Here is a 26,623-nt window from a genome sequence, read left to right on the forward strand (position 1 = left end):
TAAAGCCTGTTTTTTTGTTTTTCGATATTAACGTTTGATAGAACGTGACATACCAGAAAAACGTTGTTTGAACTTGTCGATACGACCGCCAGTGTCCACATTCTTTTGCTTACCCGTGTAGAATGGGTGGCAAGCTGAACATACGTCTAGGTAGATTGTTTCTTTACCAAGAGCTGAACGAGTTTCGATTACGTTACCACATGAACAAGTCGCAACTAAAGTTTCGTATTTTGGGTGAATATCGGCGCGCATGGTCGATGCTCCATATAAATTAAGAAGGTTTAGCTGTCATCGCAATTGATCACTCTCAAACTTGAGGAAAGCGCTGATTTTTATCGCTCAAGCGATTTAGATCAGCAGATCAACACCACAACAGACCATTCTTTTGGCCCACCGAGACGGCATCCGTCAGGGCTAAGCACAACAAGTGGGCGCAATTATACTGCAATTTAGTACAGATAGCGAGTTATTCATCCCCACTTTTCATCGGCTCTTTCGACCAATAATTGGCGAGAATACCGCAGACCATTAGCTGAATCTGATGAAAAATCATAATCGGCAATACAATCATACCCAGAGGCTGACCAATAAATAAAATTTGTGCCATCGGCACACCACTGGCTAATGTTTTCTTTGAACCGCAGAAAAAAATGGCACGCTGATCTGGCATGTTAAAACCCAACCATTTCGGAATATAAAATCCCAGCAACATAATTACAGTCAGTAATACTGAGCAGGCGAAGGTTAAATAAAATAAAGTCACACCACTGACTTGATGCCACAAACCTGCCACCACAGCCCCACTAAATGCACCATAGACCACCATAAGAATTGAGCCTTGATCAAAGCTCTTTACGATGCTGGGGAATTTTTGCATATGAGGATATATATAGGGTCTCAATACTTGCCCTAAAATAAAAGGCACCAACAATAGCAACGTGATTTTTACAATGGCAGCGGTAGGATTAAAGTCATGCTCTGACTGACTGAGTATAAAGAATGCCACCAAAATGGGGGTAATAAACATACCAATCAGATTTGAAAATGACGCGCTACAGACTGCGGCGGCAACATTTCCCCTTGCCACCGAGGTAAATGCAATAGAGGATTGTACAGTTGACGGCAAAAAGCACATAAACAAAAACCCCCAATACAGCTCTTTACCCAGAAGTGGCAATAAGATCGGCTTCGCCATCAAACCTAAAAGTGGAAAGAGTGCAAAGGTAAATGCAAAGACCAAAGCGTGGAGTTTCCAATGCAAAATCCCATCGATCACCGCTTGACGTGATAATTTTGCACCATGCAAGAAAAATAAAATCGCAATAGCTACGGTAGTGACCACAGAGAATACCTCCGCGGCTTTACCAGAAATGGGCAATACACTGGCTAAAACCACCATCACAAACAATAAAATGGTAAAACGATCTAAAGCCAACAATTTCAGCATCTTCAGTCCTTGAATTTTTAAAGTCATTGCAAAACATAAATTTTAAGGTCATAAAAAAGCCCAGATTGAGGGGTTAATCATGTCATTAACCATCTTACTGAGCTTTTAAAATAAAGCGAACATTCGATCAAAATGTTCGCTATTTTATAAATGAATGTATAAATTAATTATTACGCGCGTCTTTATCCAGTTGAATTAATTCAATTTTGCAACCATCTGGATCTTCAACAAAAGCAATGACCGTTACACCGCCTTTCATTGGGCCTGCTTCACGCACGACATTACCACCACGTGATTTAATTTCTGCACAAGCCTGATAAGCATCTTCAACACCAATGGCAATATGACCATACGCATTGCCGAGTTCATAGCTTGTAGTGTCCCAGTTATGCGTCAGCTCTAAAACAGTATGGTTTTGTTCATCACCATAGCCCACAAAAGCCAAGGTAAAACGACCTTCTTCATAATCACGTTTGCGTAGTAAAGTCATGCCCAACACTTCAGTATAAAATTGAAGTGATTTGTCTAAATTACCTACACGTAACATGGTATGCAGCATTCGCATCTTATTCATCCTTATTTACAATTTGCTTTTGGTGATCGCTCAGTAACACTCCCACCCACACCACTAGAATCAGAATAGGAATCCCAATTAAGGTGGTCATCAGAAAGAAGTTTGGATAACCAATATTGGACACTATAGTACCTGAATATCCACCTAAAATCTTAGGTGTTAGGGTCATAAGTGAGCTGAAAATCGCATATTGAACGGCAGTAAATGAGACACTGGTCAAACTGGATAAGAATGCGATAAATGCCGCGCCTGCCAACCCTGAAGCGAGATTATCCACAATAATGGCAAAGTAGAGCCAATTCGAGCTGTATTCTTTAATAACTTTGCCTTTGAGTTCAATACTTTTCTGTGCATTTGCATCAACGACTGCAATAGGGTCAACATCAATGGAAAGTGGAACGTGATGGGATGTTGAATCCACTTTATAAGATAAAGCTACTTTGGGAGTAATTGCGTTAAGAGGTGCATAGTCACTTCGAAGACGAATGCTCTTCTGTTTCGCTGTCGCTAAGGCCTGCCCATCAATTGCACCCGTCATTAAACCGTGATCATCTAGTTTTGCAGGATAATCTTGTCCATCCAACACATAGTAGAGTGATTTGTTCAGATCCATTTGAGTCATATCTATTCCAGCCAATTGACCTTTTACCACCACGCTTTGTTTAAGTTCAGATGCACGCAGTAGATTGTCTTGAGACAGCGGGAAAAATAAGATTTGGGGCTGCTCACTGGCTTTTAAATAGGGAAGATCAACCCTAACTGCATCTTGATCCGAATGTGCAAATTGACTTTGGATAGTGATTTTATCTGCCTGATTCAGCACACCAGCAGGTACATTTAACTTAAAATAACCGACCTCATCACTTTGGGTACGATATACATTTTCACCGACTTGAATGGTGACATCCAAAAGCTGTTGACCTGATTTCACCAAACCAATAAAAATCAGATTGGTAGAACTGGCTAAAACCGCACCCACAAACATCAATTTCATGATGTTAAAACGCTGCGCCAACAAACCGCCTAAGAAGCCGCCCAATAAACTAAAAATCACGCCATAAATTTTGACTGCTTCAGCAATTTGTTCTTTGCTAAAGTTGAGATCTTGATAAAACACATTCGAGATCACACCCGCAATGATGTCTGAAATTCGATAAAATCCAATCAGCAACAACAGCACCAGTGCCAATTTCAAGCCATAGCGTTCAAAGAAATCTGCAATTGGATTGACCCAAGTTTCATAGGCCATTTGCTGATTCACTGCGCCCAGTTTCACTAAGCATGCACCGACCCCAAATGCGACTGCTCCAGAACCAATAAATCGCGCCGCTTCCAAACCAAAAAGTGCAAAAGAATCTTCGATGGAGAACCGCGTAACAACCGACTCGATCAGCCCACCTGATACAAGATAACTGAGCACAAAACTGCTGACAGCGACAAAAAATACCGCCACTAAACGATAATAATCGGTGCGTTTATATTCTTTACGCACACGATCGACTTGTGGTTCACGAATACACAGCGTTGTTGCAATACCAATCAGCATGACCGCTGCCATGACCAAGTAGGTATATTTCCAAGCCTCGTAAATATAATTGCCTTTGGCTGTGCCTAATTTTGCTGCCAGAAACAGTGCACCCGCACCAGCAATGATCATGCCAATGCGATAACCTGCATTGTAAGTCGAAGCCAATACCGTCTGCATTTGTGTTTCAGCTAGCTCAATACGATAAGCATCAATCACAATATCTTGTGTGGCCGCAGAGAATCCAAGCAAAACGGCGCCTGCTGCCATTTGATACAAATAGCTCTGCCCCAAAGCAGGATCTGAAAATGCCATCAGACAAATGGCGCAAATAATCAGAATTTGGGCAATCAAAAGCCATGCCCGACGACGCCCCAGTGCCTTAGTCAAAAAAGGGACCGGCAGCTCATCGATCAGTGGTGCCCACACGAATTTAAATGAATACCCCAGTGCCGCCCAACTAAAAAAAGTCACGGCGCTTTTCGATATACCCGCTTCACCCAACCAAAGCGAAAGACTCGAAAAAATCAGAAGAATAGGAATACCCGCAGAGAATCCCAAAAACAACATGATGAGCGCGCGGCGATCTAAAAAGGCTAAAAAGGCAGATTTCCATCCGGAAGTGTGTGCTGTCATTGCGTTGTTATTGTCGGCAAAATGAATTAATGCTATTCAACTCTTTAATGACGATGGTTTCAATATTTTTTATGCAACCACTGCAGGATATTTTGCAGTTATTTAGCGGATGTTCTCTTGATCTTTGTGTTTAAACCTGTATACCTTTAGACTTTCAACTGTACTTATTAGTTTTGGATTTCACCTGTGACCCAAAGACACGATCAAATCAACTCAAAAGCTGTAGCAACCACCCCACCATCCACAAATTTAGTAAAACTTGTAAATGCGGTTCCTTCAGTATTTGAACAAATGGAAATTCAAAACACTTTGACTCAAACAGCACTCAAACCAGAACAACTCACCCACGTCCCAGATGCGTCAAAAATTCCAGCGTCAACAAAAAGAATTAAACCGCTGAATAATTTCTTGGGTCAAGACCGTGCCAAGGCCTCTGTAGAGGCCGGTATTGCACTACCTTATTCAGGCTACAATATTTTTGCAGTGGGTACAGCAGGCTTAGGTAAACGCACCATGATCAAGCGTTTACTACAGCAACATGCCAAAAATATGCCGACCCCAGATGACTGGGTCTATGTTTATAATTTTAACAATCCACGTAATCCAATTGTGCTGCACTTCCTTGCGGGTCAAGGCAATAAATTCCAAGCCATGTTACATCAGACATGGCAAACTATTTTTAAGCAGTTAGAACGCCGCTTTAGCGCTGAGACCTATCACAATCGAATTGAAAAAATTCGCATGATTACAGGCAATGAACAACATCATGCATTGGTTGAGTTAACCCGTGAGGGTGAAGAACTCGACTTAAAACTAATTAATCGAAACGATGAACATTGCTTTATTCCAACACATTTTATAAATGACAAAATCGAAGAAATGTCTCAAGAAGACATCAATGCTTTAAACAGTAAAGAACGTGCTGAGATTAATGCCAATATCCGCTACATGGATAAAAAGCTTGAGCGTTTAGGCTTACAAATTGGTGATCTTGAAGATGAAGCTCGAGATTTAGTGTCTGAGCTTAATCGTGATATTGCCAAGCAAGTGATTATTCCGCGTATGGAACTCATCCTCAATAAGTTCACCACAGTGGATGGACTTGAGCAGTATTTAAAACTGTATGCTGAAGACATTATTGAAAATGTTGAAACTGTACTTGAGCAAGAAGAGGTCGATTTCGCACCTGCGCATTTCAACCGCGTGCCTGCGCGCTATCAAGCCAATGTGGTGATTAGCAATAAAGCCAACACGGGCGCACCTGTGATCTTTGAAGACTTTCCAACCCATTACAACTTGCTGGGTCATGTTGAACAGTTGACACAACAAGGCACCATCAGCACAGATTTCACTTTAATCCGTCCAGGCGCACTACACCGTGCCAATGGTGGCTTCTTGATGCTTGAAGCTGATCAATTGCTGGAGCAACCTTATGCATGGCAAGGTTTAAAACGTGCGATTAAGTCAGGTCAGATCAAATTGACCTCTTTGGAACAGATGCTAACGCTAACAGGTAATATTTCAATTGAGCCAGAATCCATCCCATTGAACTTAAAAGTGGTGTTATTGGCTGAACCTGAAATGTATTATGAAATTTTAGAGGTTGAGCCAGAGCTTGGTAGCGTCTTTAAAATTCGTGCTGACTTTACAGATACATTACAACGTAATGACGAAAACGAACAAGCGTATATGCATTTGATTGCAGATTATGTGCAATCTTCAAAATTACTGCCTTTTGACCGCTCTGCTCTGGCTGCGCTACTTACCGATTCGAGCCGTCAAGCAGAAGATCAAAGCTCTTTGTCATTACACGCCTTGACACTGGGTGACTTGATTCATGAGTCACATCATCATGCATTTAAAGCCAACGCCACGATGGTAACTGCCGAGCATATCAATACGGCGCTTAAACATCGTCAATATCGTTTGGGTTATTTGCGCGAACTGTATTGGCAAGATTTATCGCGCGGTACGCAGTTGATTGAAACTCGCGGTCACCGTTTGGGACAAATTAATGCCTTGTCTGTGATTCATTATGCAGATGTTGAGTTTGGTCTTCCTTCTCGCTTAACTGCATCGGTTTACCAAGGTGGTGGCGATATTTTAGATATCGAACGTAGCGTAGAACTCGGTGGTTCTCTACATGCCAAAGGCGTGCTACTGATGTCTTCTTTCTTAAAAGCACATTTTGGTCGTGAGCAAATTCTACATTTCTCAGCAGCATTGGCTTTTGAGCAAAGCTATGGTCAAGTTGATGGGGACAGTGCAACAGTTGCAGAACTCTCTGCCTTAATTTCTGCGATCAGCCAACTGCCGATTGATCAATCCTGGGCGATTACAGGTTCAATGAACCAACTGGGTCAGGTGCAACCGATTGGTGGTGTAAATGCCAAAATTGAAGGTTTCTATGATGCCTGTAAGCTTCAAGGTTTAACTGGCAAGCAAGGTGTGATTATTCCGCGTCAAAACATGGATCACCTGATGATTCGTCAAGATGTGATCGATGCGGTGGCCGCTGGTCAGTTCCATATTCATGCCATTCGCACCATTGATGAAGCGCTGGAAATATTGATGGCGCGCCCTGTCGGTGAGCTCAATAAAAAAGGTCGTTATACCCAAGGTTCGATCTATGCGGCTGTGATGGAGCAATTGGAATATTGGCAAGCGATTGAAGATGGTGCCGAACTTGAAGACTTGACCAAGAAAAAGAAAAAAAAGAAGAAAAAAGACAAGGCAAAGAAAGACAAAGCCAAAACAGAAGCCAATGCTAAAAAAGAAGGGCTAGAATCTGAAGCTAAGGCTTCATCTATGTTTCATAGTGAGACGTCATCGCATTAAGTATTGATATAAAAAAAGCGCCCTCGAGGCGCTTTCTTTAACTTCAGCTCAATTAAGCTTCGGCTGCTGGGCTATATTGTTCAATTAGCGTTTTAAGTTCGCCATTTTGGAACATTTCTAGCATGATATCACTACCACCAATCAACTCACCATTGATCCATAGTTGTGGAAATGTTGGCCAGTTTGCAATTTGTGGCAACATTGCACGGATATCTTGATTTTCCAAAATATTAACATAAGCAAATGGACGACCAATTTGGCTCAATGCTTCAACTGCACGCGCAGAGAAACCACATTGTGGAAATTGTGGTGTGCCCTTCATATAAAGAAGCACCGCATGTTTAGCAATTTGATCGCGAATTAACGCTTCTGTATCACGCACTTGTTCAGTCATTGATTAAATCCTCAACTCATCTGGGTGCATTATACCTAAATCCGCCTTAAAGAGAACGGATTGCCAAGTTTTTCCACTTTAATTTACATTGGGTCTTTTAATCTTACGCTGTTTTTGTTTAGATAAACTTTTAATTTCCACCTAACAAATAAGAGTTAGTCATGAATAACATTAGCCTCGCGCCGGTACAAACTGATCAACCTTCTCACTTGATGCCTGTCTTTAGCCGTCAACCGATCAGCTTTGTTCGCGGACGAGGATCATACCTTTATACCGCTGAAGGCACTGAATATTTAGATGCTCTAACCGGGATTGCTGTATGCGGTTTGGGTCATGCCCATCCTGTTATTGCTGAAGCAATTGCTGAACAAGCAGCCACCTTAATTCACACCAGTAATATTTATGAAGTACCTTGGCAAACGGCTGCTGCACAAAAGCTGGCTGAAGTATCAGGCATGGAAGAAATTTTCTTCTCAAACAGCGGTGCAGAGTCCAATGAAGGCGCAATCAAAATTGCTCGTAAATTTGGTCATATGCAAGGTATTGCTGTACCCAAAATCATTGTTGCAGATCAATCTTTTCACGGTCGTACCTTGGCAACCTTGTCCGCAACGGGCAATAAAAAAGTTCAAGAAGGCTTTGGACCTTTAGTTGAAGGATTTATTCGCGTACCGTTTGGCGACATTGAAGCAATTACCGAAGCTGCAATCAATCACCCAGATATAGTGGCTATTTTAGTTGAACCGATTCAAGGCGAAGGTGGTGTCAACACCGCCCCTCAAGGTTTTAGTTATTTAGAAGAGATTCGCCAGCTGTGTAACCAACACAATTGGCTGATGATGCTCGATGAGGTGCAAACAGGTAATGGACGTACAGGTAAATACTTTGCTTACCAACATACCAATATCGTACCTGATGTAATGACCACAGCGAAAGGTTTGGGTAATGGTTTCCCGATTGGTGCGGTGATGACCCAAGGTAAAGGCGTGGGTATTTTAACGGCTGGAAACCATGGTTCAACTTATAGCGGTTCTGCACTAGGTTCGCGTGTGGTGTATACCATTATTGACTTAATGCAAAAAGAAAATATCGTTGCCAATGCTGCTGAAATAGGCAGCTATCTAGTCGATCAACTCCGCACTCAACTTACTGAGCAAAAAGTGATTGTGCGTGGCTTTGGTATGATGATTGGTATTGAACTTCCAAAAGCATGTGCGGAACTGGTGAATATTGCTCGCATTGAACATCATCTAATTATTAATGTGACTGCGGGTAACGTGGTTCGCTTACTTCCTGCACTGAATATGAATCATGAACAAGCAGATGATTTGCTGAAGCGTTTGGTACCAGCCATTCAAAACTTTTTAAAATAATCCAACTCCTTGCTTGATATTGATCTTGGTTTCATTTCGGCATTGAGATTCAATATTCAATGAGACACAAAAAGCCGCTTTAAAGCGGCTTTTTTAGATTTAGACATTATAGGCTTTGAATTATGACGCTTCTTGGAATACACGTCCGCCAGGCAATTGGCTAAAGTATTGTTTCAAAGCATCGAGACAACGATGAATTTTCATCGGCTGCTGCTCACGCTTTAAAATCATCGCATTTAAAGTAAAGGCTGGAAGTTTCCACTCTGGTAAAACCTCTACCAAAGTACCATTTTTCAATTCTTTTTGAATATCTAAATACAAGATACGCGCAATACCATGACCGTTTTGGCACAGTGATTTTGCCACAAAAACATTGTTCGTCTGCAAACGATGTTTCATTTCAATATTGACATTTTCACTGGTGGTCACATGCTCAAAACTAAAGTTTTGATAATTTTTCATTATATTGATCGGGATCAAATCATGATTTAACAAATCTTCTGGACGTGAAATGGGTAAGTTCTGATTTAAGTAGCTTGGCGAAGCCACCATTACCTGGTCTACACGTGCCAAAGGCATATAAGTCAAATTATTTAATTCTTCAACTTTAGAACACATGCGAATCGCGATATCAATGCGCTCTTGAATTAAATCGATAAATTGATTTTCAGCTTCAAAGTGAACATTTAGACCTTTATGTGCATTGATCCAATGGGATAATGCAGGAACCAGATGCATTGCACCTAATTCTGGCGTGGTTGCAATGCGCAAATCCCCCACTAAGTCGTCTCTTAATTCATTAATTCGAATTTTACCGCGCTCTGCTGCTGCAAGCATTTCTTGGCAGCTATAAAAAAAAGCCTGTCCTGCTTCTGTCAAACTTAGCTTTCTTGTGGAGCGGTGGAGTAGAGTCACTTCCATGTCTTGTTCTAATGAACGTATTTGCTGACTGACTGCACTCGTGGTGATGCCCAAATCCCGAGCAGCACCACTAAATGAGCTTTTCTCAACAACACATGCAAAAACACCCATTGATCGAAGTTGATCTAACATAAATTTCCCTCTGAAATTATGAGATACTTCACCTTTTTAAGATAAAAGCAACTCATTGTATTATACGAAGAATTTTTAGTTTGCACCAACTATATTTAATTCTAAGGTAAAATATTTGCAGGGTTAATTGGCTTACCATCTAAGCGAACTTGAAACTCAAGCATGGTTTTTGTTGCACCACTTGAGCCCATTTCAGCAACCTTTTGCCCTGCTGTGACATTTTGACCACTTTTCACCAGCATTTTATTGTTATGTGCATATGCTGTAATGTAGCCATCTATATGTTTGATTAGAACTAAATTTCCATATTCTTTTAATCCATCTGCAGCATAAACCACCTGACCATCCGCCGCTGCAAAAATTGGATCTCCGACATTCCCCCCATAACGTAAACCTTTTACGTTAGAAGCGGCATTGAAGTTTTCCAGTACTGGACCATTGGATGGTTTAACCCAACGCAAAGACGTGGCTTTAATAGTTGTAGGTGCAACATTTACAGGTGTTTGTACGGTCGTTGGTGCTTTAGTCACAGGTGGCGTATACGTGGTTTGATTGTTGGCCGGTAATTGAATCGCTTGGCGCTGAATTTGAGTGTCTGTCGTTGCCAGCGGACGTGGAGTCGAACGATTATTGTTGCGGTTCGCAGACTGCTTCAAACGAATCGACTGATTGACATAAATGCGATACGGCGGGGCAATATCATTCATTTCTGCAACACTGATATAACTTAGCCCATAACGATTTGCGATTTTACTCAGTGTGTCCCCTGAACGAACCGTATAAAAATCGGGTGCAGTTGCATAACGGGTTGGGTTGTTCACTTGTGGTTTTGACGCACATCCCACCATGGTGATTGCAGCAACAACCGTTACTGACATCATGAATGTATTCATCCATACCTTAGGCATTTTTGAAGCTTTCTGTGGTCTGGCCAAAAGCATGATTCCCTCTCTACAATCTGAATATGAATGTTAAAACTTGAATTGGCTTAAGATTAGCAAAATTAATATGAATGTGACTGTTTAATGGTACATTTTCACAAACTTATAACACTTAAGCTGCGGTTAAAAGTCCTTTTGATTAAATTGTAATTTTAGACTGTCTAAAATCTCGTAATTAGTCGCATCCATTTGTATGGGCGTAATGCTGACAAAGCCATTCGCCACGGCAAAAAAATCCGACTGAATTTGCATGTCACCTTTAACTGGATCAGTGACCGCCTCGCCTGAAAGTCCAATCCAAAACACTTGACGACCACGGGGATCAACTTGGGTGGTAATCGGTTTTGACTGGCTACGGCGCCCCTGATAAGTCACTTGAGCGCCTTGAATATGTTCTACATCTGGAATATTAATGTTTAAAATATGTCGTTCAGGCAAGCTGGGTAAACCTTGGGAGATAAAGGTATAGACCCATTGTGCTGCTTGTGCATAGTCATCTGGACTGTTGTAAGCGCGGACATTTGGACCCGCCAATGACACTGCAATTGCGGGCTGTTTCATTAACCGCCCTTCAAATGCAGCACCTACTGTACCCGAATACAACACATCATCACCTAAGTTTGCCCCACTGTTGATGCCACTCACCACCAGATCAAACTCGAAATCAAACATGCCATTCATAGACAAATACACGCAATCTGCTGGCGTGCCATTGACTGCCCAAACGTCTTGGGCAATTTGAATCGGGCGCAGTGGTCGATCTAAGGTTAAAGCACTCGAGTAACCACTTCGTTCACTTTCAGGAGCAACAATAACCACCCGACCTAAAGGTTTTAACGCACGAGCCAAAGCTTGGATACCAGGTGCAAATACACCATCGTCATTGGCAATTAAGATATTCATTATTGAATGCATAATTTAAATCGACTCTGAAAAATGACTCTGAAGGTTATATGATTGGAAAATATTGAACAACGCTATATATTCAGCACACTTTATAATATTAATCTCGAGTTGAATAACATGAAAAGTCTCATTAATCGCTTCACCTCTATTGCTCTGCTTAGCGCTGCATTTGCTCTTCCTGCTTTTGCTGAAGGTTTAAGTCCTGCTGAACTTGATTTATTGGTAAAAGAAGACATTGCAACAGCACAAGTGCTCACTGAAATCTGTCCAGCTTTAATTGGTGAACATGCGAAAATCAACTTACATGTGGATCAATTCACTCAAACCAGCTTAAAAAGTTTAAGCAATCCTACGACCACATTAGCACAGCTAAAAGCAGATGCTGAATATCAAGCAGCCTATGCAGAAGCTAAGCAAACAACCACTGAATATGACAAGGCTGATCAAAAGCAAGGCTGTGAAGAAATTTTAGGGCTTTAAGATGCTGATCTTTGGGTTTGAGTTTATTGAGCAGAGATGCTTTAAATTTTAAGTACTGTAAATTTTAAGTACTGTGGATTCTAAATCCTCTAAATCTTGATATTCTCAGCCTCAAGACCCAGACACTAAATACCCTATTTAGCTCATGCAGATTTGATCCGACATCCATGTAGAGGTTCTTATGTTTAAATCTTGATCGAGTTCACATGGATGTAAAATTGACTATTTCATATATAAAGCCTACAGCATTGATACATTTTCTCTGTTTTTTCCTCACTAAATATGTTTATTCTATGCAAATCATTTGGTTATAAAATTAGAGAAAATTATGCAAAAGCAATGGTTCGGTTTTTTATCTGCGGGTTTGGTTTCAGCTTCTTTGGCATTTGCTCCGACTGCTTTCGCTGAAAAAACCAAAACTAATGACATTAAAGAAAATATAGAAGTTACTCAGCAAAGCGTAACCAAAGATGAACTGGCAGCTATTTATGTGCTGTCTGAAGTTTGCCCTACGCTTGTTAAGCAAGATGATCAATTCAAAACCGGCTATAACAACTTGCTTAAAGACTATTTACCGCAAGAAAAAACCCCAGAAACTGCGCTGAAAAGCTTGGTCAAACAAAGTAGTTTTAAAGATGCTTTAAAGCAAGCACGTGCTGATGCCAAAACTGCGGGCGACAAGGGCAATCTTAAAGTATGTTCAGATGTGAAAGATTATCAATCTTAAAAGCTAAACATGCATGAAATAGTTACAATTCGTGTGAAATAAGCCGACGCTCACGGTAGCAGTCGGCTTTGCTTTGTCCTAGAATGCAAAGCTGTTTTGTGCTCATATAAGATTGGAACCACCGAGAATGACCTTAAAAAGCGCCATAGCTGCAGTACTATTATTACCTTCATTTTCTTATGCAGCGACTGTACTCTCTACACCACCAGAATTAAATAATAAATCCTATGTTCTGATGGACTATGAAACAGGTCAAATCCTTGCAAGTAAGAATGAAAACGAAAAACTTGCCCCTGCATCCATGACCAAAATGATGACCAGTTTCATCATTGAACAAAAGCTTTTAGCGGGTCAATTGACCGAAGACGAAAAAGTGCGGATGAACGAGTCTGCTTGGTGTCGTGGAAGTAGCACAGAGTCATGCATGTACGTGCCTCTAAATGGTACCGCAACAGTGTTAGAAATGCTGCGTGGGATTATCATTCAGTCGGGTAATGACGCCTCTAAAGCCATGGCAGAACATATCTCTGGCAATGAAGGCACATTTGCTCACAGCATGAACCAAGAAGCAAAGCGCTTAGGCATGACCAATACCAGTTTTGTCAACTCAACAGGTATGCCAGCAGAAGGACATTATTCAACTGCCAAAGATATGGCAACGCTTGCGCAACATATCATTCATGACAGTTCTAAATACTACCCTATTTATTCTGAAAAAGAATTTACCTTCAATGGCATTAAACAAGGCAACCGTAATGCCCTGCTTTATACCGATCCAAGTGTCGATGGTTTAAAAACAGGTCATACTGAAGAAGCTGGATACTGCCTGACGACGTCATCAAAACGTGGACCAATGCGTTTGATCTCTGTGATTTTTGGTGCGCCGAGCATGAATGAACGTGCATCTCAAACACGTGAAATTTTAGCTTGGGGTTATGCAAACTTCGAAACTGTGAATGTTCAGCCTGCAAACAAACAAATCACAACATCTAAAGTTTGGTTTGGTACTCAAAATGAAGCGAGTATTGGTCTTGCTGAAAAATTCAATGTGACCATGCCTAAAGGTCAAGCGAATGCGATTAAAACGCAAATTTCGGTTCAACCGAATTTGAATGCACCGCTACAAAAGGGTCAAGTGGTGGGTAAACTCACCGCGACTTTAGATGGTAAAGTGATTGCTGAGAAGCCTTTGGTTGCGCTACAAGCGGTTGAAGAAGCGGGTTTCTTCTCGCGTATGATTGATCATGTTAAACAGTTCTTTAGCAATTTATTCTAAATCGTTCTTTTGGTTTTAAGCACGCATTAGACTTAAGCATTCATATCTCGGTATGAATGCTTTTTTATTTTATACTGTGTCCAAAATTATGGATGTTTCGTCATGACTCACAATATTCGTGCTTATTTAAATACTTATCCACAAAGTAATGAATCCAATTATATTGATCCAATGGCTGTCTTAATTGGCGATGTTGTCTTGGGTGAAAATGTCTCCGTGTGGCCATTTGCGGTGATTCGTGGTGATGTGAACCATATTCGTATTGGTAAAAATTCGAATGTGCAAGATCATGCGATGTTGCACGTCAGTCATAAAAATGCGTCTAAACCCGAAGGTTCACCGCTGATTATTGGTGAAGATGTCACGATTGGACATCACGTTACTTTACATGGATGTACGATTGGTCATCGTGTCTTGGTCGGGATCAATACCATTGTTTTAGATGATGTGATCATTGAAGATGATGTCATGATTGGTGCGGGTTCGCTTGTTCCACCGCGTAAGCGTTTAGAAAGTGGTTATCTATATGTCGGAAGTCCAGTTAAAAAAACGCGCAAATTGACTGAGAAAGAATTAGAATTTTTATCTTATTCTGCACAAAATTATGTGAAAGTTTCGGCTAATTATAAATAGAATTATATTTCGCATCAGGCCTATTACGTTAAATAGGCATGAAGAGACTTATTCAACTATTTTTTTCATTCGATCCAGCATTAAAGACAAGTATTATTCCAGTCAAAATTGAGATCATGCCGAATAATCCAGACCAAGGAAGGATATTTCCCAATATAAAATAATCTAGCAGAGCTGTGACAATGGGGACTAAATAAAACAGGCTTGTAACATTCACCACATCTCCGTTATTGAGAAGCTTATATAGCAAAAATTGGGCAACAACGGAAATAAGAATACCTAGGAATAATATAGAAATAATAAAATTCCAATTTACTGTCAAAGCTATATCTTCAAAGGGTAAAAGTAATAAACAGACTAGTAAGCTGACGGCATACTGGATGGGTAATATCTCAGCAGGATGCTGTTTAATATCTTTCTGTAAAATTGCTCCAAATGTCATACAAAGTAATGCAACCAGGGCGAAAAACATACCTAAGGGGGCAATATGGGAATTTACTAAGCTTTCCCAAACTAAAATTATCAATCCGAATAGAGCAATGAATAAACCAAACAATTTTGTCTTATTCATTTTTCGTTCAAGCATGCAAAGCGTTAAAATAGGTTGGGCACCCATGATAGTGGCAATTAAACCGGGTGTGACACCATGAGCCATAGCCTGAAAGTAAAATACAGAGTATCCACCTATCATAAGTAAACCGGTCAATATCACCTGTTTGCTTGTACCTCTTTGTGGGAGTAATTTTTGACGGAATAAGCCAACGATAATAAGCAAGGCTAAAGCAATTAAGAATCGGGAAATTAAAAGAACCATGGGTGAGGCATTATCTAACCCCCCCAACGGGTAAAGATTGCCGCTGCTCCCCAAAGCAAAACGAAACCTGAGGTTGCACCATAAGAAGTAAGCATATTTTTATTTAAATGCATATATATTCCAAAGTTCTAAAAAGCCAGATACAAAGATGCTGAGAACAATAAAAGTATTATTTGTGTCGTGAGTTAAAGTTATTGTTTGCTAGAAATAGAATCCAAACGCGTTGGACAAATACTTTTAGCTGGCAAATACAATGCAATATTTGATACAAAAGAAGTAATCAGCATCATCAAAAAAATTGTCGATTTGCATGTAAAGCCAAAGCCATTTGAGTAATCTTTTAGGATTGGTTGATATTCGCTGTTCAAGAAACAGTCAGAAAGTAAAATTCAATCACCAAACCACATTCGCTTCTCTCTATGCCTCGAACGATGCTGGCTGATCAACACAGCTCTAAGCTAAAATCTATTCTCGTCAATTTCGGTATTTATCTCAAACATAATTTGAGGTTATTTATCGAAGCAATTCTTTATCGGATGAGAACAGGATGTCCTTGACGTGATTTACTACAAAGCTTTGCTAAACCAAATTCGATTTTTTGAAAGTTCAATTGTTGATGCAAAGACATTAAATTATTCAAAGTATTTAAATTATTTTTTCAATTGTAAAGACTTAGAGTTAATCTTTATTAATCCGAGCCATGTGAGAGCGCATCAACATGTGGGAGGAATCGAGCAATCAAAGAGTGTCTATTTCTAAAAGCATCGGTGGGAATAGCTCTAAAATCCATTTAGCTGTAGAGGCAAATGGAAACCGCATGGAATTTATCATGGGTGACGGCACAACTCATGATGTGAAAGTTGCATCTGCACATCTACTAAATAGCGCTAAAGATGATTTCTGAAATACTAAGTTGTGTATTTCGGACGCTTAAAGCGTCATTACTCTGCTTGAGAGATTTCAAATACATTGCTTCAAGTCTTAATAAGAAATCATCAATTACACATAATAATTCAGTCCTGTTAAACATAAGGACTAGAGTTGTGAGTTTAGTGCGGTAACGCAACCGATGGCTCTAGCCCTCCTATTTTTCGAGTCAATTTCTTATCCGCGATTCGCGGTTATTTAGTTATAAACTTCAATTAATCAGAATTTAAATCTGAATCCAGCACCATATAACCAACTGCTTTCAGAACCATTTGAAGATTGAAAGGAGGTTGTCTTATCGCCTTTAGAATATTCATAAGCGATGTCGATATAGGGCATAATCTTTTTACTGATTTCATAGCGTGTTTCTAAACCTGCTGTAACACCATTTAAACCCGATCTTTTGGCATATTTAGAATCATCATTAAAGATCACATCCATATCTAAATAGGGTGTAAAAATCAGTTTTTGTGTGAGCAATAAATCACGTTCAGTTTCCACACTCAACCCTGAATAATTGTCTTTACCTATATATAGATACGCATCAGTTTCAAAGAAATAGGGTGCCATACCATGCACACCAATTACCCCATCAAGCTTTTCTTCGGTATCAGTAGAATGCTGACGATGCTTAACTTTTTCAATCCAGTAACGTGTCCCGACCTGCGCATCCCAAAAGTCTGAAATCATACGGCTGTATAATATTTTTAAATCATATTCAGTATCATAAGATTCTTGCTTATTAACATGTGCCTTGAGGAAAATCTTATTTTCATCCGTGCCAATTCGGGTTTCAATTTCAGATTTTAACGCACCTTCGCCATCTTCATTCACACGCCACTTATTGTCTAAGGTCGTCACTGCATAGACTTGCGCACCATGCTCTTTACGATGGTCATGTCCTTGGTGAGCACTTGCATGGGTAAGGGCTGAGTGATCCATTTCAGGCATCGCAATGCCATGCTCAGATGGTGATTGTATATGCCCTTGTGCTACAGCTTCTCCATTCACCCAGAATAACGAGCTTGCTAGAACAGTGTACGGAAATAACTTAGTGATGCGCATGTTGATCTCCTTGTTGTACAGCCTTGTTATTCGTTGCAGAAGCCTTTGTTTTTTGAAGTGGTGAAGTTGATGTATCACTGTCAGAGACATTAGCAACAATCAATTTATTCATCATGCCAGCGCTCATGTGATACAACAGATGACAGTGAATCGCCCACTCCCCCAACTCATCAGCAGTAAGTAATGCTGTCACGGTTTTTGCAGGTGGCACAACAATAGTATGTTTATTTGGCATATCGAGCGCAGGCTGACCATTCTCTAACTGCATAAACATTCCATGTAAATGCATTGGATGCGCCATCATGCTGTCGTTGATAAATTTGATCCGGATACGCTCGCCATATTTTACTTTTAATGGTTCAGCTTCACTGAATTTTTTACCATTAATTGTCCAAATATAACGCTCCATAGTCCCCCCCAAACGAACCACTAACTCGCTTGTAGCTTCGCGTGTGTCAGATTGCGGTGTTAATGATTTCAAATCACTATATTGCAGTGCTTTATCACCTTTTGGTGTAGACGCATTCGCCCAACCTTCCACTACATTATCTGTTAGTTTAGGCACAGTATTTTGATGTTTAGCGCGGTTCATGTCTTGCATATCAGCATGATTCATTTTCGAATGATCCGTGCCTTGCATATCAGCATGATTCATCTTCGAATGATCCATGTCTTGCGTATCAGCATGATTCATCTTCGAATGATCCGTGCCTTGCGTATCAGCATGATTCATTTTCGAATGATCCGTGCCTTGTGTATCACCACTGTCATGCCCCATATCTGCCCTATTTAAAATGGCACGAGGGCGTGCCTGAGGCATCTGAATACGAGATGTATTTGGTGTTAATTCATTCTGTAAAGTCCCAATCGCAAAACCTGAACGGTCAATTGACTCAGCTTCAATCTGATAATGTCCTGTTTTCGGCTCGACCACGACATCATAGGTTTCTGCTGTACCTATACGAAATTCATCTACAGGGACAGGCTGTACAGACTGTCCATCAGCACTCACCACCGTCATTTTTAAATTTGGAATACGTACATCAAAAAATGACATCGCTGAAGCATTGATAAAACGTAAACGAACTTTTTCATTGGGTCTAAACATGCCTGTCCAATTCTGTTCAGAGGTTTTACCGTTGATCAAAAAAGTATAATCAGTGACATCAGACAAATCCGTTTTCAGCATACGCATCTGATTCCACATTTTACGGTCAGACCATGTCGCTTTTAAGCCATCACGTTTCACTTGCTTCCAAACATCTCCTAAAGTTTCCCGTTGATCTTGGTAATATTCAGCAGAAATTTTGAGGTTTTTCTGAATTTGATCACTAGTTTTTTCATGAAAGTCAGACAACATCACCACATAATCACGATCAGTCTGTTCATGCGCAGCAAGTGGTTTTTTATCCTTCGGATAGATCACCAAAGAACCAAACAAGCCATCTTGTTCCTGACCTTTAGAATGTGCGTGATACCAATAAGTACCACTCTGGCGAACTTTAAACTTATAAACAAAATGACTTTTTGGTTTAATGCCATTAAACCCATTGAATCCAGGCACACCATCCATAATTCCGGGTAATAACAAACCATGCCAATGAATAGATGAATCCTGATTTTTTAAATTATTATGTACATGAATAACAGCATCATCACCTTCCTCAAACTCGAGTAAAGGTGCAGGAAATTGACCATTCACAGTGATCCGTTTCAATGGTTTCCCTGTCACATTGACGATGCCTTCATCAATAGTTAAATGATATTCTTTTAATGCTGCAAATCCCCAAGATGAAGACAGCAGGCCCACAACGACAATTACGCTCTGCGATAATTTAATAGACATAATTTAACCTTAATTTAGAAATTTATTTTGAAATCAATATTTCTTAAAACTAGGTTAAACTTTGGGAGGGCGTAGAATTTTTTGCCAATATCCTGCAGGATACTGAACTTTATAAGTAAAATTTTGTATACTTGTGTTTTTAGACCGCTCAGGCACTTGATACTGAGGCAATTCGAGGTCAAACCAAACGATTGAAGACTGACAGGATAATATTATACATTCCTGACAATCTGTATGCTGTGCTTGGGGGATTTTGATCAGTTGCTGATGAAAATCCGGCATATTTTGCATTTGATGATCATGCTTTTGCCCTGCAATCTGTTGCTGTAAATCAATACAATCATCTTGTGTTGTTTTTTCATGCTGCATCTGCATATTGGTATGCATTGTTTTTACAGAAGCTATAGCGACACTACTCCAGCCTATGGCAAAAACCATAAGACAACAAAACCAAAGTTTTTTAAACGTGTTAGCCAGCACAGTAAATTTTACATTTATACAGATGATTTATCATAGCTCAACCCTATACCGAATGCATAAACAAAGCTAAAAAAATTATAATTCCTACAACAATAAAGTACACATTACACGTTTTTAAATTTTATTATTTAAAATCAATATCTTCAAATACCCATAGAAATTTATGTATCCAGACTTGGGACTGCTTGAGAATTTTTCATTTTCCACGCTTATTTTATCATCGATAATGCACAATATTAATCATTCAATCTTAAAAAACCTCGCATAAATAAAGAAATCCCCTTTCAACATAGCCACACACAGCAAAATTTTATACAATAGTGCATCTCTCCCCCCATGGTACTTTTTCTATGACTGCTTGGACTGCTCATGTGACCGTTGCCACTGTCGTTGAGAAAGACGGAAAATTCCTGTTTGTAGAAGAACATACAGAAGGCGTGACGCATACTGTCTTCAACCAACCTGCGGGTCATGTTGAAGCAGGTGAGACGCTGATTCAAGCAGCTGTTCGTGAAACCATGGAAGAAACAGCTTATGAAGTTGAGATTCAATCTTTACTTGGCATATATACCTATACGCCACCGATGTTTCCTGACCGTACCTATTATCGCTTCTGTTTTTTAGCCCAAGATATCAGACATCATGCTGATGCAACGCTTGATACAGACATTATTGGTGCAGTGTGGATGACATTGGATGAACTTGAAATCTCTGCACGTGCACGTAGTCCACTGGTGACTAAAGCCGTAAAAGATGCTCTTTCAGGTCAAAAATTTCCTTTATCGCTCGTTTATGAGCACCAAAATTCTCCCTTAATTTCAAATTTGGATACTTAATCCTATGCAACAACGTGTCATCGTCGGTATGTCTGGTGGTGTAGACTCTTCTGTTTCTGCAGCACTTTTACTTCAACAAGGATATCAAGTTGAAGGGCTTTTCATGAAAAACTGGGAAGAAGATGACGGTACAGAATACTGTACGGCGATGGATGACCTTGCCGATGCACAAGCCGTTTGCGATAAAATTGGCATCAAACTACACACCGCCAATTTTGCCATGGAATATTGGGATCGCGTCTTTGAACATTTTTTAGCAGAATATGCCGCAGGTCGCACCCCAAACCCAGATATTTTATGTAATAAAGAAATCAAATTCCGTGCATTTTTAGATCATGCTGTGAACCTAGGTGCAGACTTTATCGCAACAGGTCATTATTGTCGTCGTGGTGAAACTGCAACGAATTCACGCGGTGAAGAATATGCGCCTTTACTTCGTGGTGTAGACCAAAATAAAGATCAAACCTATTTCTTACATGCGGTGCATGGTCGCGAAATTAATAAGACCTTATTCCCTGTGGGTGAAATTGAGAAACCAGAAGTTCGTCGAATTGCGGAAGAACTTGGACTCGCCACTGCGAAGAAAAAGGACTCAACGGGGATTTGTTTTATTGGTGAACGTCGCTTTAATGACTTCTTAAAACAGTACCTCCCTGCTCAAGCTGGAAAAATTGTGCTCGATGATGGTAAAGAGGTTGGTGAACATCACGGCTTAATGTACTATACGCTCGGTCAACGCGGTGGCATTGGTATGGGCGGCTTAAAAGGCGCTGCTGAAGGCGCTTGGTTTGTTTTGCATAAAGACATTGAAAACAATCGTTTGGTGATTGGGCAAGGTCATGAACACCCACTGATGCAAAGCACCATTTTATGGTCGGAAGCCATCGATTGGGTCGCTGGCGAGCAAGTAATTCCTGAATCAGGTTTTCGCTGTACAGCCAAAACGCGTTATCGTCAACCTGACCAAGACTGCGTGATTTTTCAAGATTCAAGCATGCCAAATGGTGTTCGGGTTGAATTTGATGAACCACAACGTGCAGTGACCCCAGGACAAAGTGTAGTGTTCTACGCAGATGAAGTTTGTTTAGGTGGTGGTGTGATTCATCATACCAATGCCCCAAAACCTGATTTTATTTAAAGGAATATCGGTCATGACAGAGTTACCGTTCCAACAGCCTCAAACTCTGAATGTGCGTCAAAATAGAGCCTTAGCATTGGCCGCTGTGTTTCAATCTGCACAGCTGACCCATATGACAGCGCTCTCTGGACGTCAAAGTGTAGGTGAAAACGGTAACTTTTATTTAGAACAATTGATTAAGGCGAGTTTAAATATTCGCCCGCAATCTAATCAAAACTGTCAGACCTTAGATTTTTTTCATCAACTCGCCGATATTTCCCTCGGACTCAAAACTTTAGAAAGTAGTATTACCCAACCGTTTAATACCTCACCTAAATCTCGAATTCCAAAATTAGCCAATGCTAAGCTTCCCATGTCTTATGCCATGGCACTGCTGCATTTAGAAAAGAAAGTCTACAGCAATCCAAAATTCGTTGAAATTATTGAAAAATCACAACAAAAAATTCTAAAACAACTTTCATTCTTTGATAATAACTATTTACATCCAAGCATCATCGCCAATCTTGCACAGACCTATGTTGAAACGGCTGGATCGATTAATCCACGCATTATGGTCAAAGGCAGTGCTGAAGCATTTAAAGACAGCGCACATACCAATCGCATTCGTGCATCCCTATTTACAGGCTTACAAATGGCCCATTTATGGCGCCATTCGGGTGGAAGCTCATGGTCCATGATCTTCACCAAACGTAAGTTACTCAAAGATATTCAAGATCTCGCTCGTTTACAGTTTCAGGCTGTTTAAGCTGATGCTGTTCGAGTTTTTGTTTTACGTTTAATTCCAATGTCTAAGGAATCGCTATGAACGCTTTAACTGCACTTTCTCCACTTGATGGTCGCTACGCAAGCAAATGTGACGCTCTGCGTCCCTTCCTGTCTGAGTTTGGTTTAATCCATGCGCGTGTGACTGTCGAAGTGCGTTGGTTACAAGCCCTTGCTAACCGTGCTGAAATTACAGAAGTGCCTGCTTTCTCAAATGAGACCAATGCAGCGCTCGATGCGATTGTGACTGATTTCTCTGAAGATGATGCAAACCGCATTAAAGAGATTGAACGTACAACGAATCATGACGTAAAAGCCGTAGAATATTTCCTTAAGGAAAAAATTGCGCACATTGATGAACTCAAAAATGCAGGCGAATTCATTCACTTTGCCTGTACCTCAGAAGACATCAACAACTTGTCTCATGCTTTAATGCTGAAAAGCGGTCGTGAAGTTTTAGTGACTGCCATGCAGCAGATCATTGATTCAATCGTTGCCCTTTCTGAAAAACATGCAGATCAACCCATGTTGTCTCGTACACATGGTCAAACTGCAAGCCCAACGACTTTGGGTAAAGAAATGGCAAACGTGGCATATCGCCTTGCACGTCAAATCAAACAATTTAAAAATGTTGAACTTTTGGGCAAAATTAATGGTGCTGTAGGTAACTATAACGCACATTATTCTGCTTACCCAGACATTAACTGGCCTGCGCATTCACAAGCATTTGTTGAATCTTTAGGTTTAGAATTTAACCCGTACACCACGCAAATCGAACCGCATGATTACATGGCGGAACTGTTTGATGCGCTACGTCGTTTCAACACGATTTTGATCGACTTTAACCGTGATGTTTGGGGCTATATCTCTTTAGGTTTCTTCAAACAACGTTTAAAAGATGGCGAAGTGGGTTCTTCAACCATGCCACATAAAGTTAATCCAATTGACTTCGAAAATTCAGAAGGCAACCTAGGTATTGCCAATGCAATTTTAGGTCACTTAGGCGAAAAACTTCCTGTATCTCGTTGGCAGCGTGACTTAACCGACTCGACTGTTCTTCGTAACATGGGGGTGGGTTTTGCACAGAGTTTAATCGCATTTGAAGCTTGCTCTAAAGGTATTAGTAAACTTGAACTCAATGCTGACCGTATTCTTGAAGACCTAGACAATGCTCAAGAAGTTTTGGCTGAACCGATTCAAACCGTAATGCGTCGTTATAACGTTGAAAAACCATACGAAAAATTAAAAGCCCTAACGCGTGGTCAAGCAATGACGCGTGACATGATGGTTGATTTCGTCAATGGTAACGAATTGCTTGCCGTACCTGCAGCAGATCGTGCACGTCTTGCGACAATGACACCTGCATCGTATACAGGTAATGCCGCAGATCAAGCAAAGCAAGTGGCTGACCTTATTTCTAAAATCTAATTTTAGATAAAATAAAAAAGCGAAGCGTCATGCTTCGCTTTTTTATGTCTTGAATAAAGTGCCTTTCTTCCTATGGAATGAGGAATGTGCTCTGGCAACGGGATGAGGGCTTGTTTAGAAATCACCTCAGCCTTGCGAGGCTACGTTTCTCATCAAGTAGAAGAAGATAGAATTTTTATAATAAAGACGTTACTTCGCTGGACAATAGCACATCCAATCGGCTTTTAACTTTTCAAATTCATTACCTCTCAGAACATCACTGTAATAAATATAATAGATCGCATTAGGATAGTGAATTTCATGACGATACATCATGCCGCGCAAAGACATAGACAATTCTTCAGGGAAATCATTGTCTAGATAGAGCGCTTCGAATTCATAATCAAAATAACAATTTTGCTTCGCCAGAAATGCGTTTATAACCGCCATGCTCTACACTCAGGAAATTTAAATACAAATATTTTAAAGGATTTTAGTGCTTAAAGCCTTCAGTCTTTCTCAAATAACCTCAAACTATATGAGATTAAAATTTAACAATGGGGTTTTGGCTTATATTTTTATTTCGAAAATTAGCGGATACTTTCTTTTATATTTTCTTATATAATACCAGAACTTGAAAAACGATAATAACGTTATGATTTATAAATCATTGACCAGTAAGCACTTTTGGGTTTTAGGATTACTACTCATTGCTTTAATATTGGCTAGTATTGATCCCCTTGAATATACCGCTTATGGCTTACATCAAATTGGTACAGCCATCATGTTGGTGTTTCTATTTTATTGCCTTAAAAAAGTGGGCTTAAGCTTTTGGAGTTTTGCGCTTTATATCGGCTTTCTTTTGATACATATTTTAGGCGCGCACTATCTGTATTCTTATGTCCCTTATAACGACTGGTTAATACAGCTTTTTAATTTTGATTTAAATCAAGAGATGGGCTGGACACGAAATATGTATGATCGATGGGTGCATTTTACTTATGGGCTGTTGCTCTACCCTTTCTTTCTAAGGCTGTTCCAAGTTTGGCTTCCACAGCTTTCTGCCAAAGTTTTATTTATCTTGGTCGTGCAATTTGTCATGGCAAGCAGTTTAGTTTATGAATGGATCGAATGGTTAATCGCGATTGGTTTATCTCCTGAAGAAGCGGAAAATTACAATGGTCAACAAGGCGACGTATGGGATGCGCATAAAGATATGTGGATCGCGACACTAGGCTCAATTATCACTGGATTCATTTTGCTGAAAAAGAAATAAATCAATCTTCTATGCGACATATAAAAAGCCAGTCAATCGACTGGCTTTGGTTTAATTCAAAACTGAAAACTTATAATTTAGGATCACGCATTTGGACCAGACTTGAGTTGGCTTTGCTTAGAGATTCCATCATTTTATTCACCACGGCTGGAATTAAGCTATCTGCCATTTGTGCCGCTTGTAGACCCAGCTTCTCACCCAAAGTCGGCTTACGGCGTGTTTGAATCAGATAAACATCATGCAAGTTTAATAGATTCAATAAGTATTCATCTGAAGTTTGTAGCTTATCCACCAAATTCAAATCCAGTGAATCTTGACCATACCAATGTTCACCTGTTGCCACTTTTTCAACGTTTAACTGTGGGCGGTATTTTTCAACAAAGTGCTTGAACAACACATGCGTTTGTTGAAGTTCTTCTTCAAACTTGGCTTTGCCTTCTTCAGTATTTTCTCCAAACATGGTCACAGTGCGTTTGTATTGACCTGCTGTATACAACTCAAAATCCACGTTGTGTTCTTTGAGTAAGCGGTTGAAATTCGGTACTTGAGCCACGACACCAATTGAACCCAAAACAGCAAAAGGTGCTGAGACAATTTCATTAGCGATACATGCCATCATATAGCCACCACTTGCAGCGACTTTATCGACACAAATGGTCAAATGAAAGCCTGCATCGCGTAAACGTACCAATTGTGCAGCAGCAAGCCCATAGCCATGCACCATACCACCTGGGCTTTCTAGGCGTAATAACACACGGTCACGACCTGCTTTTGCAGTCGATAAAATCAGGGTGATTTCTTCACGTAAGTTTTCAACCGCAGATGCAGCCATATCGCCTTTAAAATCCAATACATAGATTTTTTGATTGTTCTTTTTACGCGCGCGAGCTTCTTTAGAAAACTGTTGGGAAAGTTGTAGAAGTTCAAATTTGGACGCCGTGGTTTGCGCTATTTTTTTTCGTTGTTCATTGATACGGGCATTTAAATGGCTGACACGAATTTCAGCAGGCAATTTCGGCAAATGAAATAACATAAAGCTCAATACTCTTTAATTCATATTTATGCATCTAACATGAGGTCTATCCCGCCCAATTTCAATACATTTATTGCAATTGAAGCAATATAGTTTCAAACATTGCTCCTCACATACCCTTCAAAAAAAGTCAAAAGTGGCGCTTAAAATTAAAATTCAGTTTTAAAATTAACAAGACAAATTATGTCGTCTCGCCCTAGAGTATTCATTTTATTTTTGGCATGATGCATTTAAGT

24 protein-coding genes and 2 pseudogenes are annotated in these 26,623 nt (G+C 40.1%); 12 read left to right on the top strand and 14 right to left on the bottom strand.

Annotation, left to right across the window (positions count from 1 at the left end):
- Positions 1–27: 27 nt before the first annotated feature.
- The 4 genes from rpmE to AMD27_RS10455 all read right to left on the bottom strand — a co-directional run bounded on the left by rpmE (position 28) and on the right by AMD27_RS10455 (position 4,182).
- Entirely contained in the window at positions 28–252 is a 225-nt protein-coding gene (rpmE, locus tag AMD27_RS10440; RefSeq protein WP_067660072.1) for a 50S ribosomal protein L31, read from the bottom strand.
- A 214-nt stretch (positions 253–466) separates the two neighbouring features.
- The gene (locus tag AMD27_RS10445) at positions 467–1,453 is read right to left on the bottom strand and encodes a bile acid:sodium symporter family protein (protein ID WP_171254843.1); all 987 of its coding nucleotides are present in this window, start codon (positions 1,451–1,453) and stop codon (positions 467–469) included.
- Between the two features lie 157 nt (positions 1,454–1,610).
- Positions 1,611–2,012, bottom strand: coding sequence for a lactoylglutathione lyase (gene gloA / locus AMD27_RS10450; protein WP_067660075.1), 402 nt, complete (start codon positions 2,010–2,012; stop codon positions 1,611–1,613).
- Between the two features lies 1 nt (position 2,013).
- The gene (locus AMD27_RS10455; protein ID WP_067660078.1) at positions 2,014–4,182 is read right to left on the bottom strand and encodes an AmpG family muropeptide MFS transporter; all 2,169 of its coding nucleotides are present in this window, start codon (positions 4,180–4,182) and stop codon (positions 2,014–2,016) included.
- A gap of 207 nt (positions 4,183–4,389) precedes the next feature.
- Between AMD27_RS10455 and AMD27_RS10460 the strand changes: the two genes are divergently transcribed.
- Complete coding sequence (locus tag AMD27_RS10460) at positions 4,390–7,020, top strand: ATP-binding protein (protein ID WP_228140749.1); 2,631 nt, start codon at positions 4,390–4,392, stop codon at positions 7,018–7,020.
- A 52-nt stretch (positions 7,021–7,072) separates the two neighbouring features.
- On the opposite strand, the gene grxD is transcribed toward AMD27_RS10460, so the two are convergent.
- A complete protein-coding gene (gene grxD, locus AMD27_RS10465; protein WP_067660083.1) occupies positions 7,073–7,414 on the bottom strand; it encodes a Grx4 family monothiol glutaredoxin in 342 nt (113 codons plus the stop codon).
- A 161-nt stretch (positions 7,415–7,575) separates the two neighbouring features.
- Here grxD and AMD27_RS10470 point away from each other — a divergent pair, with 161 nt between their 5' ends.
- On the top strand, positions 7,576–8,787 hold the full coding sequence (locus AMD27_RS10470) for an aspartate aminotransferase family protein (protein ID WP_067660086.1): 1,212 nt from the start codon (positions 7,576–7,578) through the stop codon (positions 8,785–8,787).
- Positions 8,788–8,907: 120 nt separating this feature from the next.
- Here AMD27_RS10470 and AMD27_RS10475 read toward each other — a convergent pair whose 3' ends face one another.
- The 3 genes from AMD27_RS10475 to surE form a co-directional block, all read right to left on the bottom strand.
- Positions 8,908–9,840 carry a LysR family transcriptional regulator gene (locus tag AMD27_RS10475; protein WP_067660088.1) on the bottom strand — a complete coding sequence of 311 codons (933 nt, stop codon included), beginning with the start codon at positions 9,838–9,840 and terminating at the stop codon, positions 8,908–8,910.
- A 101-nt stretch (positions 9,841–9,941) separates the two neighbouring features.
- A complete protein-coding gene (locus AMD27_RS10480) occupies positions 9,942–10,781 on the bottom strand; it encodes a peptidoglycan DD-metalloendopeptidase family protein (protein ID WP_067660092.1) in 840 nt (279 codons plus the stop codon).
- Positions 10,782–10,904: 123 nt separating this feature from the next.
- Positions 10,905–11,684, bottom strand: a complete 780-nt coding sequence (surE, locus tag AMD27_RS10485) for a 5'/3'-nucleotidase SurE (protein WP_067660095.1) — start codon at positions 11,682–11,684, stop codon at positions 10,905–10,907.
- 120 nt (positions 11,685–11,804) lie between these two features.
- Here surE and AMD27_RS10490 point away from each other — a divergent pair, with 120 nt between their 5' ends.
- The 4 genes from AMD27_RS10490 (at position 11,805) to AMD27_RS10505 (ending at position 14,803) form a co-directional block, all read left to right on the top strand.
- Positions 11,805–12,167, top strand: coding sequence for an MCR_0457 family protein (locus AMD27_RS10490; RefSeq protein WP_081406018.1), 363 nt, complete (start codon positions 11,805–11,807; stop codon positions 12,165–12,167).
- Between the two features lie 328 nt (positions 12,168–12,495).
- Entirely contained in the window at positions 12,496–12,894 is a 399-nt protein-coding gene (locus AMD27_RS10495; protein ID WP_067660100.1) for an MCR_0457 family protein, read from the top strand.
- Between the two features lie 127 nt (positions 12,895–13,021).
- Positions 13,022–14,170, top strand: a complete 1,149-nt coding sequence (gene dacC, locus AMD27_RS10500; RefSeq protein WP_067660102.1) for a D-alanyl-D-alanine carboxypeptidase PBP5/6 — start codon at positions 13,022–13,024, stop codon at positions 14,168–14,170.
- Between the two features lie 102 nt (positions 14,171–14,272).
- On the top strand, positions 14,273–14,803 hold the full coding sequence (locus tag AMD27_RS10505) for a gamma carbonic anhydrase family protein (protein WP_067660105.1): 531 nt from the start codon (positions 14,273–14,275) through the stop codon (positions 14,801–14,803).
- Positions 14,804–14,855: 52 nt separating this feature from the next.
- Here AMD27_RS10505 and AMD27_RS10510 read toward each other — a convergent pair.
- A pseudogene (locus AMD27_RS10510) lies at positions 14,856–15,730 on the bottom strand (DMT family transporter).
- A gap of 306 nt (positions 15,731–16,036) precedes the next feature.
- Between AMD27_RS10510 and AMD27_RS19155 the strand changes: the two are divergent.
- A pseudogene (locus AMD27_RS19155) lies at positions 16,037–16,482 on the top strand (IS5/IS1182 family transposase); the annotation flags it as partial.
- A gap of 281 nt (positions 16,483–16,763) precedes the next feature.
- Here the strand turns inward: AMD27_RS19155 and AMD27_RS10520 are convergent.
- The 3 genes from AMD27_RS10520 to AMD27_RS10530 are packed head-to-tail and all read right to left on the bottom strand — an operon-like array spanning position 16,764 to position 19,893.
- Positions 16,764–17,609, bottom strand: a complete 846-nt coding sequence (locus AMD27_RS10520; RefSeq protein ID WP_067660111.1) for a copper resistance protein B — start codon at positions 17,607–17,609, stop codon at positions 16,764–16,766.
- Positions 17,596–19,455, bottom strand: coding sequence for a copper resistance system multicopper oxidase (locus AMD27_RS10525; protein WP_067660115.1), 1,860 nt, complete (start codon positions 19,453–19,455; stop codon positions 17,596–17,598). The genes AMD27_RS10520 and AMD27_RS10525 overlap by 14 nt, the downstream gene beginning before the upstream one ends.
- 54 nt (positions 19,456–19,509) lie before the next feature.
- Complete coding sequence (locus AMD27_RS10530; protein ID WP_081405965.1) at positions 19,510–19,893, bottom strand: hypothetical protein; 384 nt, start codon at positions 19,891–19,893, stop codon at positions 19,510–19,512.
- Positions 19,894–20,285: 392 nt separating this feature from the next.
- On the opposite strand from AMD27_RS10530, the gene AMD27_RS10535 reads away from it, so the two are divergent.
- The 4 genes from AMD27_RS10535 to purB are packed head-to-tail and all read left to right on the top strand — an operon-like array spanning position 20,286 to position 24,099.
- The gene (locus AMD27_RS10535) at positions 20,286–20,771 is read left to right on the top strand and encodes an NUDIX hydrolase (RefSeq protein ID WP_067660121.1); all 486 of its coding nucleotides are present in this window, start codon (positions 20,286–20,288) and stop codon (positions 20,769–20,771) included.
- 4 nt (positions 20,772–20,775) lie between these two features.
- On the top strand, positions 20,776–21,909 hold the full coding sequence (gene mnmA / locus AMD27_RS10540; RefSeq protein WP_067660124.1) for a tRNA 2-thiouridine(34) synthase MnmA: 1,134 nt from the start codon (positions 20,776–20,778) through the stop codon (positions 21,907–21,909).
- Between the two features lie 13 nt (positions 21,910–21,922).
- Positions 21,923–22,654, top strand: coding sequence for a high frequency lysogenization protein HflD (gene hflD, locus AMD27_RS10545; protein ID WP_067660127.1), 732 nt, complete (start codon positions 21,923–21,925; stop codon positions 22,652–22,654).
- 56 nt (positions 22,655–22,710) lie between these two features.
- Positions 22,711–24,099 (top strand): adenylosuccinate lyase, encoded by a 1,389-nt coding sequence (gene purB, locus AMD27_RS10550; protein ID WP_067660130.1) that lies wholly within the window; start codon positions 22,711–22,713, stop codon positions 24,097–24,099.
- 189 nt (positions 24,100–24,288) lie between these two features.
- Here purB and AMD27_RS10555 read toward each other — a convergent pair whose 3' ends face one another.
- Entirely contained in the window at positions 24,289–24,528 is a 240-nt protein-coding gene (locus tag AMD27_RS10555) for a hypothetical protein (RefSeq protein ID WP_067660133.1), read from the bottom strand.
- Positions 24,529–24,733: 205 nt separating this feature from the next.
- Here AMD27_RS10555 and AMD27_RS10560 point away from each other — a divergent pair, with 205 nt between their 5' ends.
- Positions 24,734–25,354, top strand: coding sequence for a DUF2238 domain-containing protein (locus AMD27_RS10560; protein WP_067660136.1), 621 nt, complete (start codon positions 24,734–24,736; stop codon positions 25,352–25,354).
- A 70-nt stretch (positions 25,355–25,424) separates the two neighbouring features.
- Here AMD27_RS10560 and sohB read toward each other — a convergent pair whose 3' ends face one another.
- Complete coding sequence (gene sohB / locus AMD27_RS10565) at positions 25,425–26,387, bottom strand: protease SohB (protein WP_067660139.1); 963 nt, start codon at positions 26,385–26,387, stop codon at positions 25,425–25,427.
- Positions 26,388–26,623 lie beyond the last annotated feature (236 nt).

This window comes from Acinetobacter sp. TGL-Y2 (genome assembly GCF_001612555.1).
GTDB lineage: Bacteria > Pseudomonadota > Gammaproteobacteria > Pseudomonadales > Moraxellaceae > Acinetobacter.

Bases quoted from the DNA above. Each gene is read 5' to 3' on its own strand.
- hflD (WP_067660127.1), top strand. From the start codon at position 21,923: ATGACAGAGTTACCGTTCCAACAGCCTCAAACTCTGAATGTGCGTCAA.
- AMD27_RS10520 (WP_067660111.1), bottom strand. From the start codon at position 17,609: ATGCGCATCACTAAGTTATTTCCGTACACTGTTCTAGCAAGCTCGTTA.
- grxD (WP_067660083.1), bottom strand. From the start codon at position 7,414: ATGACTGAACAAGTGCGTGATACAGAAGCGTTAATTCGCGATCAAATT.
- purB (WP_067660130.1), top strand. From the start codon at position 22,711: ATGAACGCTTTAACTGCACTTTCTCCACTTGATGGTCGCTACGCAAGC.
- AMD27_RS10535 (WP_067660121.1), top strand. From the start codon at position 20,286: ATGACTGCTTGGACTGCTCATGTGACCGTTGCCACTGTCGTTGAGAAA.
- AMD27_RS10490 (WP_081406018.1), top strand. From the start codon at position 11,805: ATGAAAAGTCTCATTAATCGCTTCACCTCTATTGCTCTGCTTAGCGCT.
- AMD27_RS10525 (WP_067660115.1), bottom strand. From the start codon at position 19,455: ATGTCTATTAAATTATCGCAGAGCGTAATTGTCGTTGTGGGCCTGCTG.
- rpmE (WP_067660072.1), bottom strand. From the start codon at position 252: ATGCGCGCCGATATTCACCCAAAATACGAAACTTTAGTTGCGACTTGT.
- AMD27_RS10495 (WP_067660100.1), top strand. From the start codon at position 12,496: ATGCAAAAGCAATGGTTCGGTTTTTTATCTGCGGGTTTGGTTTCAGCT.
- sohB (WP_067660139.1), bottom strand. From the start codon at position 26,387: ATGTTATTTCATTTGCCGAAATTGCCTGCTGAAATTCGTGTCAGCCAT.
- AMD27_RS10480 (WP_067660092.1), bottom strand. From the start codon at position 10,781: ATGCTTTTGGCCAGACCACAGAAAGCTTCAAAAATGCCTAAGGTATGG.
- AMD27_RS10560 (WP_067660136.1), top strand. From the start codon at position 24,734: ATGATTTATAAATCATTGACCAGTAAGCACTTTTGGGTTTTAGGATTA.
- mnmA (WP_067660124.1), top strand. From the start codon at position 20,776: ATGCAACAACGTGTCATCGTCGGTATGTCTGGTGGTGTAGACTCTTCT.
- gloA (WP_067660075.1), bottom strand. From the start codon at position 2,012: ATGCGAATGCTGCATACCATGTTACGTGTAGGTAATTTAGACAAATCA.
- AMD27_RS10555 (WP_067660133.1), bottom strand. From the start codon at position 24,528: ATGGCGGTTATAAACGCATTTCTGGCGAAGCAAAATTGTTATTTTGAT.
- AMD27_RS10505 (WP_067660105.1), top strand. From the start codon at position 14,273: ATGACTCACAATATTCGTGCTTATTTAAATACTTATCCACAAAGTAAT.
- dacC (WP_067660102.1), top strand. From the start codon at position 13,022: ATGACCTTAAAAAGCGCCATAGCTGCAGTACTATTATTACCTTCATTT.
- AMD27_RS10470 (WP_067660086.1), top strand. From the start codon at position 7,576: ATGAATAACATTAGCCTCGCGCCGGTACAAACTGATCAACCTTCTCAC.
- AMD27_RS10530 (WP_081405965.1), bottom strand. From the start codon at position 19,893: ATGGTTTTTGCCATAGGCTGGAGTAGTGTCGCTATAGCTTCTGTAAAA.
- AMD27_RS10475 (WP_067660088.1), bottom strand. From the start codon at position 9,840: ATGTTAGATCAACTTCGATCAATGGGTGTTTTTGCATGTGTTGTTGAG.
- surE (WP_067660095.1), bottom strand. From the start codon at position 11,684: ATGAATATCTTAATTGCCAATGACGATGGTGTATTTGCACCTGGTATC.
- AMD27_RS10455 (WP_067660078.1), bottom strand. From the start codon at position 4,182: ATGACAGCACACACTTCCGGATGGAAATCTGCCTTTTTAGCCTTTTTA.